Origin of the sequence: Streptomyces sp. NBC_00435, assembly GCF_036014235.1 — a bacterium.
In the GTDB taxonomy this organism is placed as follows: domain Bacteria; phylum Actinomycetota; class Actinomycetes; order Streptomycetales; family Streptomycetaceae; genus Streptomyces.
In genome coordinates this window covers 4,724,006-4,737,090 of sequence record NZ_CP107924.1, presented here as the reverse complement: position 1 = coordinate 4,737,090, position 13,085 = coordinate 4,724,006, and the positions used below count along the sequence as shown (strand labels likewise).

Annotated in this window: 12 protein-coding genes; 9 read left to right on the top strand and 3 right to left on the bottom strand. The window is 73.3% G+C overall.

Annotation, left to right across the window (positions count from 1 at the left end):
- Positions 1–10: 10 nt before the first annotated feature.
- Positions 11–1,870: an RNA polymerase sigma factor gene (locus OG389_RS21775; RefSeq protein WP_328300143.1), complete on the bottom strand. Its 1,860-nt coding sequence runs from the start codon at positions 1,868–1,870 to the stop codon at positions 11–13.
- Between the two features lie 157 nt (positions 1,871–2,027).
- Between OG389_RS21775 and radA the strand changes: the two genes are divergently transcribed.
- Both radA and disA read left to right on the top strand, forming a co-directional pair.
- Positions 2,028–3,446: a DNA repair protein RadA gene (gene radA / locus OG389_RS21770; RefSeq protein WP_328300142.1), complete on the top strand. Its 1,419-nt coding sequence runs from the start codon at positions 2,028–2,030 to the stop codon at positions 3,444–3,446.
- A 143-nt stretch (positions 3,447–3,589) separates the two neighbouring features.
- Positions 3,590–4,714: a DNA integrity scanning diadenylate cyclase DisA gene (gene disA / locus OG389_RS21765; RefSeq protein WP_328300141.1), complete on the top strand. Its 1,125-nt coding sequence runs from the start codon at positions 3,590–3,592 to the stop codon at positions 4,712–4,714.
- A 78-nt stretch (positions 4,715–4,792) separates the two neighbouring features.
- On the opposite strand, the gene OG389_RS21760 is transcribed toward disA, so the two are convergent.
- Entirely contained in the window at positions 4,793–5,611 is an 819-nt protein-coding gene (locus OG389_RS21760; protein ID WP_328300140.1) for a hypothetical protein, read from the bottom strand.
- Between the two features lie 160 nt (positions 5,612–5,771).
- Between OG389_RS21760 and OG389_RS21755 the strand changes: the two genes are divergently transcribed.
- The 7 genes from OG389_RS21755 to OG389_RS21725 all read left to right on the top strand — a co-directional run bounded on the left by OG389_RS21755 (position 5,772) and on the right by OG389_RS21725 (position 12,177).
- Positions 5,772–6,380 (top strand): phosphatase PAP2 family protein, encoded by a 609-nt coding sequence (locus tag OG389_RS21755; RefSeq protein ID WP_328300139.1) that lies wholly within the window; start codon positions 5,772–5,774, stop codon positions 6,378–6,380.
- 29 nt (positions 6,381–6,409) lie between these two features.
- Positions 6,410–7,420 carry an A/G-specific adenine glycosylase gene (locus OG389_RS21750; protein ID WP_328300138.1) on the top strand — a complete coding sequence of 337 codons (1,011 nt, stop codon included), beginning with the start codon at positions 6,410–6,412 and terminating at the stop codon, positions 7,418–7,420.
- A gap of 87 nt (positions 7,421–7,507) precedes the next feature.
- A complete protein-coding gene (locus OG389_RS21745) occupies positions 7,508–8,068 on the top strand; it encodes a SigE family RNA polymerase sigma factor (protein WP_328300137.1) in 561 nt (186 codons plus the stop codon).
- Positions 8,069–8,106: 38 nt separating this feature from the next.
- The gene (locus tag OG389_RS21740; protein WP_328300136.1) at positions 8,107–8,760 is read left to right on the top strand and encodes a hypothetical protein; all 654 of its coding nucleotides are present in this window, start codon (positions 8,107–8,109) and stop codon (positions 8,758–8,760) included.
- A 64-nt stretch (positions 8,761–8,824) separates the two neighbouring features.
- Positions 8,825–9,532, top strand: a complete 708-nt coding sequence (gene cseB / locus OG389_RS21735; RefSeq protein WP_328300135.1) for a two-component system response regulator CseB — start codon at positions 8,825–8,827, stop codon at positions 9,530–9,532.
- Positions 9,533–9,581: 49 nt separating this feature from the next.
- Positions 9,582–10,895 carry a two-component system sensor histidine kinase CseC gene (cseC, locus tag OG389_RS21730; protein ID WP_328300134.1) on the top strand — a complete coding sequence of 438 codons (1,314 nt, stop codon included), beginning with the start codon at positions 9,582–9,584 and terminating at the stop codon, positions 10,893–10,895.
- Positions 10,896–10,944: 49 nt separating this feature from the next.
- Entirely contained in the window at positions 10,945–12,177 is a 1,233-nt protein-coding gene (locus OG389_RS21725) for a LamG domain-containing protein (RefSeq protein WP_328300133.1), read from the top strand.
- 22 nt (positions 12,178–12,199) lie between these two features.
- Here the strand turns inward: OG389_RS21725 and OG389_RS21720 are convergent, their stop codons facing one another.
- Positions 12,200–12,814 carry a M23 family metallopeptidase gene (locus tag OG389_RS21720; RefSeq protein ID WP_328300132.1) on the bottom strand — a complete coding sequence of 205 codons (615 nt, stop codon included), beginning with the start codon at positions 12,812–12,814 and terminating at the stop codon, positions 12,200–12,202.
- Positions 12,815–13,085 lie beyond the last annotated feature (271 nt).

Genomic DNA, 13,085 nt, shown 5'->3' with positions numbered 1-13,085 from the left:
GGGCCCGTTCCTACGGAGTCGTGCTCGTCGGTGAGGGCGTTCCGTCCGACGGGGTCGGGGTCGGGGTGGGCGTCGGGGTCGGCGTGGGTGTCGGGGTGGGCGTCGGAGTCGGGGTCGGCGTGGGAGTCGGCGTCGGGGTCGGCGTCGGGTCGGGCGGCGTGGGCGTCGGGGTCGGTGCCGGGCGGCCGCGGCCCTGGATGGAGATCACCGCGCCGCCCGGGTCCACCCCGACCCGGGCGCTCCAGGCCCCGACGGGCTGGGCCTCGGAGTCCACCATGATCCGCAGGGTGACCGATTCTCCTGGGGCCAGCCGGCCCGAGGTACGGCTGGCCCGCAGCCACGGGGCGTCGGACCACAGCCGCCAGTCGACCGGGGCGCCGCCCGACGCGGTGAGGGTGAGCAGGGTGGTCGTGCCGTGCGAGGCGGCGCTCGCGGTGAGCCGTCCGGGAGTACCGGGTGCGCCGGGGGTGGCGGAGGGCTCCCCGCTGCTGATGACCTCGACCGAGACGTCGGGGGCGGCGCTGTCTTCGGCGAAGCCGGGGCCGCCGGTGGTGACGGCCGCGTTGCCGGCGTTCTCGTACGCCGTCAGCGGGCGCCCGTCGGTGCGCGGCAGCGGGAGCTCAGCCTCGCTCGCGGAGATACGGGTGGAGCTGCCGCCGACGGGTTCCCCGGTACTGGGGGCGCCCCGGTACGCCGCCCACAGCGCCAGCACCGGCGCCGCGACGACGGTGGCGACCACGGTGGTGGTCACGGCCCGGGCGCGCAGCCGGTCGCGGCGGGCCGCGCGGTCCTTGGGGTCCATCGGGAAGCCGGTGCGGTCGAAGCGCGGTCCGGATCCGGCGCCCCGGCGGCTGCCGGAGCGGAGCATCGCGGCGCGGACGGCGGTGCGCGGGGCCGGGACCAGCGGGAGGGCGGCGGTGTTGATGCCGCCCGAGCCGGGCCACGGCGCGCCGGCTCCGACGCGTTCGGCCACGCGGCGGCAGCGCGGGCAGTCGTCGACGTGGCGGACCAGCTCGGCGCGCAGGGCGGAGGACAGCAGTACGTTCCCGGCGCCGCCGTCTCCCCCGCCCGCGCCGTCCTCGCCGGTGAGCCGGGAGACGCTCGGGCAGTTGCCGGTCTCCACGACGGCGAGGGCGGCGCGGGTGCGCTCGACCTCGCAGGCGGCGCCGGAGAGCAGCTCGCGGGCGGTGGCCGGGGGTGTGCCGAGGACGGCGGCGAGTTCGGCGACGGCGAGGCGGTGGCGGACGGCGAGTTCCAGCGCCTCGCGCTGCTCGGGGGTGGTACCGGCGGCCTCCGGCCAGGCGAGCCGGGCGAGCTCGGTGCGGCGGTGGGCCGACAGGTCGGGGCCGACAGGTCCGTCGACACCGCTGGGGCCGGCCGGGCGCGCGGCCCCGTACGGGGCTCCGTACGCCGCGGCGTTCGCGGCCGCGTTCGCATCGGCGTTCGCGGTGGCGTTCGTATCGGCGTTCGCCTCCGCGCCCGCGGGGTGCGGCGCACGGCCGGATCCCGCGTGCTCCGGTGCACGCCGGGCGGAATGGGCTCCGCCGTAGCCGTACCGCTCGCGCCGCCGTTCGGCCAGCCGCCGCAGGCAGGCCCAGCGCGCGAGGGCGTAGAGCCAGGCCCGCCGGTCCCCCTCGTCGGGGCAGCGGCCGGGGTACCGCTCGGCCACGGCGAGGACGTCACCGAGCACGTCCGTGGCGGTGTCGTGGTCGCACAGGACGGAAAGGCAGTACGTGAACAGCCCGTCCAGGTAGGGCTCGTACCGGAACGGTGGCGGCTGCTCCACCCTGGTCCCCTCGGGGGGCGTGCGCCCGTGCGCCCGGTGTGCGCCGGTGCGCGGTGCGAGGTGTCCCTGGTTGCTGCTGTTCACCTGGCGACCGTAGGCGGCGCGCCGGTGACGCTCCGGAAGCCTTACCCACTTTTAGCCCTTACGGGTGAACAGATCGGCATCGCGCTGACAGCGCCCCTGACGGTGCACGCCACGGCGGGCGCACGGCGCTGTCGGAGGCGGCGGCTACGGTGGCCGCATGGCTGCTGCCCGTACATCCCGTTCGTCCGCCAAGGACCGGCCGTCCTACCGCTGCACCGAGTGCGGGTACTCCACCGCCAAGTGGCTCGGCCGGTGCCCCGAGTGCCAGGCCTGGGGGACCGTCGAGGAGCTGGGCGGGGCGCCCGCCGTCCGGACCACCGCGGCCGGCCGGGTCACCACGGCCGCCGTGCCGATCGGGCAGGTCGACGTCCGGACCGCGACCGCCCGCAGCACCGGCGTGGACGAGCTGGACCGGGTGCTGGGCGGTGGGCTGATCCCCGGGGCCGTCGTGCTGCTCGCGGGGGAGCCGGGCGTGGGCAAGTCCACGCTGCTGCTCGACGTCGCGGCGAAGGCGGCCAGCGACGAGCACCGCACGCTCTACATCACGGGCGAGGAGTCGGCGAGCCAGGTGCGGCTGCGGGCCGAGCGGATCAAGGCGCTCAGCGACCACCTCTACCTCGCCGCCGAGACGGACCTGTCCGCCGTCCTCGGACACCTCGACGCGGTGAAGCCCTCGCTGCTGATCCTGGACTCCGTACAGACCGTGGCCTCCCCCGAGATCGACGGTGCGCCCGGCGGCATGGCGCAGGTCCGGGAGGTGGCCGGGGCGCTGATCCGGGCCTCCAAGGAGCGCGGGATGTCCACGCTGCTCGTCGGCCACGTCACCAAGGACGGGGCGATCGCCGGTCCCCGGCTGCTGGAACACCTCGTGGACGTCGTCCTGAGCTTCGAGGGCGACCGGCACGCGCGGCTGCGCCTCGTACGCGGTGTGAAGAACCGGTACGGAGCGACGGACGAGGTCGGCTGCTTCGAGCTGCACGACGAGGGCATCACGGGCCTCGCCGACCCGAGCGGGCTGTTCCTGACCCGCCGTGCCGAGGCCGTCCCCGGCACCTGTCTGACGGTGACCCTGGAGGGCAAGCGGCCGCTGGTCGCCGAGGTGCAGGCGCTGACGGTGGACTCGCAGATCCCCTCGCCGCGCCGGACCACCTCCGGGCTGGAGACCTCGCGCGTCTCGATGATGCTGGCGGTGCTGGAGCAGCGCGGGCGGATCACGGCGCTCGGCAAGCGGGACATCTACACCGCGACCGTGGGCGGGGTGAAGCTGACCGAGCCGGCCGCCGACCTGGCCGTGGCGCTGGCGCTGGCCTCGGCGGCCAGCGACGTACCGCTCCCGAAGAATCTGGTCGCCATCGGGGAGGTCGGTCTCGCGGGCGAGGTCCGGCGCGTGACGGGCGTGCAGCGGCGGCTCGCGGAGGCGCACCGGCTCGGTTTCACGCACGCGCTGGTGCCGGTGGATCCGGGGAAGGTGCCGGCCGGGATGAGGGTGACGGAGGTCGCGGACATGGGAGACGCGCTGCGGGTCCTGCCGCGCGGCCGGACACGTACGCCCTCGAAGGACCGCGACGAGGGCTGAAACCGCAGGTCAAGTGGCCCGGACGGGGTGCTCCCCGGCCCGGCCGGGCCAAGGCACGGCGGGGGCCGGGGCCGCGCCGGTAGACTTCGGGATGGTCCGCCCGGCCGTACGCAGGCGGTACAACCCGCGACCGGAGGAGTGCAGTGGCAGCCAAGGACGGGGCAGCAGCATCCGGGAAGTCGGGCGCCAGCTCCAAGCAGGAGGCCATGATGCGCGCCTCGCTGAGCGCGGTCGCACCTGGTCAGCCGCTGCGTGACGGGCTGGAACGGATCGTCCGCGGCAACACCGGAGGGCTGATCGTCCTCGGCATGGACAAGTCCGTCGAGGCGATGTGCACCGGCGGATTCGTCCTCGACGTGGAGTTCACCGCGACCCGGCTGCGTGAGCTGTGCAAGCTCGACGGCGCGCTGATCCTGGACAAGGACATCACCAAGATCCTCCGGGCGGGCGTCCAGCTGGTGCCGGACGCGTCCATCCACACGGAGGAGACGGGCACCCGGCACCGCACCGCGGACCGGGTCTCGAAGCAGTGCGGCTTCCCGGTGGTGTCGGTCTCGCAGTCGATGCGGCTGATCGCGCTGTACGTGGACGGCGAGCGGCGCGTGCTGGAGGAGTCCGGGGCGATCCTGTCGCGGGCGAACCAGGCGCTGGCCACGCTGGAGCGGTACAAGCTCCGTCTGGACGAGGTCGCCGGGACGCTGTCCGCGCTGGAGATCGAGGACCTGGTGACGGTCCGCGACGTCACGGCGGTGGCACAGCGGCTGGAAATGGTGCGGCGCATCGCGACGGAAATCGCGGAGTACGTGGTCGAACTCGGCACGGACGGCCGTCTGCTGTCGCTCCAGCTGGACGAGCTGACGGTCGGGATCGAGCAGGAGCGGGAGCTCGTCATCCGGGACTACGTGCCGGAGCCGACGGCGAAGCGTTCCCGCACGGTGGACGAGGCGCTGCCGGCCCTGGACGCGCTGACCCATCCGGAGCTGCTGGAACTGGCGATCGTGGCGCGGGCCCTGGGTTACACGGGCTCGCCGGAAACCCTGGACTCGGCGGTGTCGCCCCGCGGGTACCGGCTGCTGGCGAAGGTTCCGCGGCTGCCGGGGGCGATCATCGAGCGGCTGGTGGAGCACTTCGGCGGACTGCAGAAGCTGCTCGCCGCAAGCGTGGACGACCTCCAGACGGTGGACGGCGTGGGCGAGGCCCGTGCGCGCAGCGTCCGCGAGGGTCTGTCCCGCCTGGCGGAGTCCTCGATCCTGGAGCGGTACGTCTAGGCCGGGCCGCTCCTGGGGCTCTGTCCCCGGACCCCGCGGGGTCCGGGGACAGAGCCCCAGGCGACGGCGCCGGGCCGGTTACTCCTGCTTCAGGACGAACGAGGTCCGCGCCACCTGCATCCCCGGGGACTTGACCTCGACCACGTAGGTGTCCGCCGCCGCCACCCCCGCCGGAGGCGTCTGGCACTGGTCCGCCGCACTGAAGTGGCGGTCCCATTCCAGCGATTGCTTCGTCTCGCCCTGCGCGGCCACCCGGAAGAACACGTTGCCCGCGCCCGCCGGACAGTCCGAGGAGGACCAGACCGGCTTGGCGTTGCTCGCCTGAGTGATGGTCAGCACGGCCTGCTTCGGGCCGAGATCGACCTTGCAGGTCGTACCGGAGACGTTGCGCGCGAGGAGTTCGAGGCGCGGCTTCTCGCTCGCCTCGTACTCGTTCTTCACGCTCCTGACCTCCCACTGCAGCGCACTCGGCGCGCACGTGGGCACCGGGGAGTCCGCCGGGACGACCTGGGCGGCGCCGGATCCGCCCGCGCCACCCTGGTCCGCGGAGCCCGGCTCGCTGCCCGGCTCACCGTTCTTGCCCGTGCCGGAGCTCGCGCCGGGATCGGGGCTCGTGCCCGTGCCGCCGCCCGTACCGCCGCCGCCCGAGCCCGACCCCCCACGCCCGCCCGGGGCCTGACTGATCGCCGGGCCGGACCCGGAGGGGCCCGGGGTGATCTGGGTGGCGGGTCCGGAGCCGCCCTGGTTCTTGCCGTTGGTACTCGACTTCCCCCCGCCGGAACTGACGGTCCATACGGCGAGGAGCGCGAGGAGCGCGGCGACGGACGCCAGCACGGCCCTCCGTCGCCAGTAGATGGAGGAGGGGAGCGGCCCGACCGGTTTGCGCAGAGATCCCACGGACGGAACTTTACGAGAGTTCGTGGCGCGATCAGTGCCCCACATGCCGCGCACCCGGCTTGTTTTGCCGATGATCATCCTGCGGGGGGATCCGGTAGCGTCCGGAATCAGCCAGGAGTCTGATGAGGACGTTATTCCGTTTTGGATACCGTCGGTCACCATGGACAGCTCCGGCCTCTACCTCGACGTCACCGATTTCGCCCACTCGACCCCTGCCTGGGTGCAATCGGCGTTCGAGTTCTGGACGGAGTACGGACTGTTCGTCTTCGGCGCCCTCTTCATATCCGTGTGGTGGCGCTCGCGGGGCGCCCGCGACCCCCGCACGGCGGCGCTCGCGCTGCTCGCCCCGCTCGCCACCGCCCTCGCCTACGTCGCCTCCGAGCTGGTGAAGTCCAGCGTCGACGAGGAGCGCCCCTGCCGGGCCGTGGCAGGAGCGGCGGCCTCGCTGGTCACGTGCCCGGCCACCGGCGACTGGTCCTTCCCCAGCAACCACTCCGTCATCGCGGGCGCAGCCGCCGTCGTCCTGGCCCTGGCCGTTCCCCGCCTCGCACTGCTGACCGTTCCGCTCGCGCTGCTGATGGCCTTCTCCCGCGTCTTCGTCGGCGTCCACTACCCGCACGACGTGGCCATGGGCCTGCTGCTGGGCGCGAGCCTCGCCCCCCTCGCCGTCCTCGCGCTCACTGGCCCGACCGCCAAGGTCGTCACCGCCGTACGGGCCGGAGGCGGGCGCGCCGCTGTCCTGATCACCGGCCCGGGCCCGGCACGCTGACCGCGAAACGTGCCAGGATGCCGTCTGCCATGACTGCAACCATTCCCGCCGCCGCGCTGCACTCCCCCGTCATCGCGTGGTTCGAAGCACACGCCCGCGACCTGCCCTGGCGCCGCCCCGAGGCCGGCCCCTGGGGGGTGATGGTCAGCGAGTTCATGCTCCAGCAGACCCCCGTCAACAGGGTCCTGCCGGTCTACGAGCAGTGGCTCGCCCGCTGGCCCCGTCCCGCCGACCTCGCCGCCGACGCCCCCGGTGAGGCCGTACGCGCCTGGGGGCGGCTCGGCTATCCGCGCCGGGCCCTGCGCCTGCACGGCGCGGCCGCCGCCATAACGGAGCGGCACGGGGGCGACGTACCGCGCGAGCACGCGCAGCTGCTGGCCCTGCCCGGGATCGGCGAGTACACGGCGGCCGCCGTCGCCTCCTTCGCGTACGGACAGCGGCACGCGGTCCTCGACACCAACGTGCGCCGGGTCTTCGCGCGCACCGCGACCGGGGTCGAGTACCCGCCGAACGCCACGACCGCCGCCGAACGGCGCCTGGCGCGGGCCCTGCTCCCCGAGGACGAGGACACCGCTGCCCGCTGGGCCGCCGCCTCCATGGAGCTCGGGGCCCTGGTGTGCACGGCCAGGACCCCGGACTGCGGGAGTTGCCCCGTCGCCTCGCTGTGCGCGTGGCGGCTCGCCGGGAAGCCCGCGCACGAGGGCCCGCCGCGGCGCGGGCAGACGTACGCCGGAACGGACCGGCAGGTGCGCGGCAAACTCCTCGCGGTGCTGCGAGAGGCGGTCGGCGCGGTGCCGCGGTCCGTCCTCGACACCGTCTGGGACGAGCCCGTGCAGCGGGCCCGCGCGCTGGACGGGCTGGTCTCGGACGGCCTCGTGGAGCCGCTGGCGGGCCAGATGTACCGGCTTCCGGCCGGGCCCGCCCCGGCGGCCGGGCAGGCCCCTGAGGCTGAGTCAGGCATTCCGCTTTATTCGGGGAAACCGCAGCTCACGGGCACTGTTACACAACCTATGGGTGTCCGTGCGCCCACCGAAGGCTGACCCGCACAGGCCCGTGACAACGCCTCCGTACCGTCGGATCCGTAAGGCAGCGGATGAACGGTTTGGTCGGAACGGAGGCGGTCTGAGATGGCGCACGGCGAGGTACTCGAATTCGAAGAGTACGTACGCACCCGGCAGGACGCGCTGCTGCGCAGTGCCCGTCGCCTGGTTCCGGACCCGACCGACGCCCAGGACCTCCTGCAGACCGCCCTCGTCCGCACCTACGGCCGCTGGGACGGCATCGCCGACAAGTCCCTCGCCGACGCCTACCTGCGCCGTGTCATGATCAACACGCGCACCGAGTGGTGGCGCGCCCGCAAGCTCGAAGAGGTTCCCACCGAGCAGCTCCCCGACGCCCGCGTCGAGGACGGCTCGGACCAGCGCGCCGACCGCGCCCTGCTGATGGACATCCTCAAGGTGCTCGCGCCCAAGCAGCGCAGCGTGGTGGTGCTGCGACACTGGGAGCAGATGAGCACCGAGGAGACGGCAGCGGCGCTCGGCATGTCGGCGGGAACCGTGAAGAGCACTCTGCACCGCGCACTGGCCCGGCTCCGGCAGGAACTGGAGAGCCGGGACCTGGACATGCGCGCGCTGGAGCGCGGTGACCACACCATCCGGTACGAGGGGCGTGAGCGGTGCGCGGCCTAACTGGCCCAAGACTGAGCGGCAGGAGCTCGGTGGTACTCATGTCGGCGGGGACGGTCGTCCTCGCCGGCACCGTGCTGTTCGCGGCCGGCTGCTCCACGGGGGGCACGGGGCTGCGGGACGGCGGCCCGGCCCGCACCGAGTCGGTGGCCAAGACCGGCGCGCCGTCCCCCGCGCCCTCCGAGCACGACGGCGCCGCCACCGGGCGGGTCCCCCAGTCCTCCGGCAAGGCCGGCACGAAGGTCGACCCGGTCGCGATCCTCAAGGCCGACCCGAAGGTCGGCGCCGAGATCAAACGGGATCTGAAGCCCTGCTCGGGCAAGGAGTACCCGGTGGACGTCAGCTACGGGAAGGTCACCGGCGGGCCGGCGGTCGACATCGTCATCAACGTCCTGTCCTGCGCCGACGCGCTGGGCCGCGGTTCGTTCGTGTACCGCGCGGAGGGGGACACGTACGAGAATGTGTTCTCGGACGAGCAGCCGCCCGTCTACGCCGAGATCGACCGGGGCGACCTGGTCCTCACCAAGCCGGTCTACGGGAAGAGCGACGCGCTCTCCTACCCGTCCGGGGAGGACCTGATCACCTACCGCTGGAACGGGGAGAAGTTCACCGAGCAGGACCGGGTGCACACCGACTACAGCAATGTGGTCGACGGTGGAGCGGCCCCCGCCCCGGCCGTCAGCCCGAAGGGCTGACCCCGGACGGGCAGCGGAACAGAAACGAAGAGCACCGAGTACCGAGGCGAGGCGAGGCTCCCGAATGGCCGAGACCCATGTCCTGTTCGTGGAGGACGACGACGTCATCCGTGAGGCCACGACCCTGGCGCTGGAACGCGACGGGTTCGTGGTCACGGCCATGCCCGACGGCCTCTCCGGACTGGAGTCGTTCCGCGCCGACCGGCCCGACATCGCCCTGCTGGACGTGATGGTGCCCGGGATGGACGGCGTGAGCCTGTGCCGCCGCATCCGCGACGAGTCCACCGTCCCCGTCATCATGCTGTCGGCGCGCGCCGACTCCATCGACGTGGTCCTGGGCCTGGAGGCCGGCGCCGACGACTACGTCACCAAGCCCTTCGACGGCTCCGTCCTCGTCGCCCGGATCCGCGCGGTGCTGCGCCGCTTCGGCCACGCCGGCGGCCCGCAGGGCGGCGGCGGGACCGAGGACGACGCCTCGGGCGAGCGCGGGGTCCTGGTCTTCGGCGACCTGGAGGTCGACACGGAGGGCATGGAGGTGCACAAGGCGGGTGCCTCGGTGGCGCTGACGCCCACCGAGATGCGGCTGCTGCTGGAGTTCTCCACCTCCCCCGGCACCGTGCTCTCGCGCGACCGGCTGCTGGAGCGGGTGTGGGACTACGACTGGGGTGGCGACACCCGCGTCGTGGACGTCCACGTCCAGCGGCTGCGCACCAAGATCGGGCAGGACCGGATCGAGACGGTCCGCGGTTTCGGATACAAGCTGAAGGCCTGATGCCTTGAGAAGAACGAGAGCGGGGGGCGAACACGGGGATGAAGGCTGAATGAAGCGGTTCACCCTGCGGACCGGGATCCGCTGGAAGATCACGCTCGCCATCGCTTCCGTGGGCGCGCTGACCGCCGTCGCACTGAGCCTGGTGGTGCACAGTGCTGCCCGCGTGTCGATGCTGGAGAGCGCCCGCGAGGTCCAGCTGGACCGGGTGCAGTTCATCTCGCGCACCGCCGAGGCCGGCCGCAAACCCCAGATGGGCGCCAAGCTCAACGACCCCGAACTGCCCCCGGTCCTGCGCGAGAAGGCCCGGTCCGGGCGGCGCGGCACCTTCATCCAGGAAAACCCGCGCGGACTGCCCCAGGTGTGGGCGGCGGTACCGCTCGGCAACGGGCAGGTGCTGTCGCTGAACAGCCCGTTCCGGGAGAGCGCCAACATGCTGCACGACCTGGACCGGGCTCTGGTCGTCGGTTCCCTCGCCGTCGTGATCGGCGGCTCGGCGCTCGGCGTGCTCATCGGCGGCCAGATCTCGCGCCGGCTGCGCAAGGCGGCGGCCGCCGCGCAGCGGGTGGCGCACGGGGACCCCGAGGTACGGGTGCGGGACGCGGTCGGGGGCGTCGTACGCGACGAGACCGACGACCTCGCACGGGCCGTCGACGCGATGGCGGACGCGCTCCAGCAGCGGCTCGAGGCGGAGCGGCGGGTGACCGCCGATATCGCGCACGAGCTGCGCACCCCGGTGACGGGCCTGCTCACGGCGGCGGAACTGCTGCCTCCGGGCCGGCCGACCGAGCTCGTACGGGACCGCGCGCAGGCGCTGCGGGCACTGGTCGAGGACGTGCTGGAGGTGGCCCGGCTGGACAGCGCTTCCGAGCGCGCGGAGCTCCAGGAGGTGGCCCTCGGCGAGTTCGTCAGCCGCCGGGTCTCCTCGCTGATGCCGGAGGCGAGCGTACGGATCGTCGCCGACGAGATCGTCAGCACCGATCCGCGTCGCCTGGAGCGGATCCTCGGCAACCTCCTCGCCAATGCCGCGCGGTACGGGCAGGCGCCGGTCCAGGTCGACGTCGAAGGCCGGGTCGTCCGGATCCGGGACCACGGGCCGGGTTTCCCCGAGGCTCTGCTGCGCGAGGGCCCGAGCCGGTTCCGTACCGGGTCCACGGACCGCGCCGGGGTGGGCCACGGGCTCGGGCTGACCATCGCGGAGGGGCAGGCCCGGGTGCTGGGCGCCCGGCTGACCTTCCGCAACGTGGCGGCTCCGGGCAGCTTCCTGCCCGAGGGCGCGGCGGCGGGAGCGGTGGCCGTGCTGTGGCTTCCGGAGCACGCGCCGACGGCTACGGGGAGCTTCCCGATCGTCCACCGGACGGACTAGGACCCATCGGCTGTTCGATTGCCGGCGGCGATGTTTTAGCATCCGACGCATGACTGACGGTACGGATCGCCCGCACAGCCCCCAGCCCGAGCCCGGCGCCCCCGACAACGGCGGCTACGGCTACCCCCAGGGGCAGGTACCCGCCGACGGGTACGGCTATCCGCAGCCCGGGCAGCAGCCCGGGGCCGGGGGCTACGGCTACCCGCCCGCCCCCGGCGGCTTCGGCCCGCCGCCCGGTGGCCCGGCGGAGCAGCCCGCCGGGTACGGCTACCCGCAGGCGGGCCCGTACCAGCAGGGGCCATACCAGCAGGCACCCTTTGAGCAGGCACCCTTCGAGCAGGGCCCGGGCACACCGTTCCCGACGCAGTACCAGCCGCCGGCCGACGAGCCGGACTGGGCCGCGCTGGCCGACGGGGCGGCCCGGGAGCGGCGCCGCAAGCGGATGTGGGCGATCGGCGGCGGGGTGACCGTACTGGCCCTGCTGGCCGGTGGCGGAGCCTACGCACTGCTCGGATCCGGCGGGAGCACCGACGACGCCAAGCCGAGCGCCTCGTCCCCGGCCCCGCCCTCCCCCTCGCCGTCGGGCGGCGGCTCCAAGCCCGCGGCGGACGCCCCGACCGTGGCGGGCGACCCGACCCAGCTGCGCGACCGCAGCGGCAAGTCGCATCTGAAGATGGGCTCGGAGGCGTCCGTGGTCGCCGTCGACAAGCGCTTCGAGTTCCGTACGACGGGCGGCGAGAACTCCTACGCCGAGTCCGAGAAGGCCCTGATCGACGTGGCCAAGAGCTTCACCGTCTCGGCCCGCGTCTCGAACAGCGCCCCCAAGGGGCGGCAGATCGCCGTCAGCCAGGGCAACCAGAAGACGTTCTCCTTCGAGCTGGGCTCGGACGAGGTGAACGGCAAGCAGGTGTGGATCTTCCGGGTCCAGACGGACGCGGCGGGCACGGACGCCACCACCAAGACGGTGGTGGCCGAGGGCCGCAAGGTGGACAACACCCTGACGGAGTTGACCGGCACCTACGACGCCAAGGCCAAGAAGATCTCCCTGTACATCAACGGCAAGGCGGCCGGCGAAACTCCGGTGCCCACCCTCTTCCGGGCCCCCGGCTCGCTGGAGCTGGGCCGGACCCGCGCGCAGGACAAGTGGACCGGCGGGTGGACCGGGGCCATGGACACCGTGCGCGTCTACCGGATCGCGCTGTCGCCGGAGCAGGTCCTCAACCAGCAGCCGGGCAAGCTCGACCCGTCCATCAGGCCGTTCGGATCCTGGCTGCTGTTCTGATCCCGGACGTTCCCGGCCTGGATCAGACGGAGACGCCGACCTGGCGCAGGAAGGCCACCGGGTTCACGGCCGAGCCGTAGTTCGGGGTGGTCCGGATCTCGAAGTGGAGGTGCGGGCCGCTCGAATTGCCGGTGTTGCCGGAGAGGGCGATCCGCTGGCCCTTCGAGACCTTCTGGCCGATCTTGACCTGGATCCTGGAGAGGTGCGCGTACTGCGAGTACGTGTTGTTCGCGTGCTTGATCACGACGGCGTTGCCGTAGGCCGGGCCGTCGCCGCCACCGTTCGGGCCGGCCTTGACGACGGTGCCCGCCGAGACGGCGTCGACCCCGGTGCCGACCGGAACGGCGAAGTCCTGGCCGGAGTGCTTGTGCGACCACATGGTGCCGCCCTTGCCGAAGGTCGCGGAGAGCGTGTACTTCGACACCGGCTTCTCCCACAGGGCGGCCGGCTTCGCGGCGACGGCCGCGGCCTGGGCGCCGGCCTGCTCGGACACGAGCCCGGCGGTGCCGGTCAGGGCGGTCTGGGCCTCGTCGGCGAAGGCGGCGGTCGTCCCGGCCCCGAGAGCCAGGGCCGCGCCGAGGGCGCTGGCGCCGAGGGCTATGCGGGTACGACGGGTGCTGACGCGCTTCGCGGACATGAAGGAGACCTCCGGGGCGGGGGACGGGGACGGTGCTGCGGGTACGGCGGGTACTGCGGGGGTACTGCGGGTACTGCGGGGGTACTGCCGGTACCGCGGGTACTGCCGGTACCGAAGTGGCTTCGGGCAAGAAAGGACCCGGCACGCTGAGCGGGTGCCGGGCCTGCTTGCCCATCCTTGGTAACCCGGGGCCCCCGGCTTCCCCAAACCCCGCAGGTACTACCCGGGCTCGTAGGTGCCACGAGGGCTGTCAGGCCTGTTGACCGCTCCC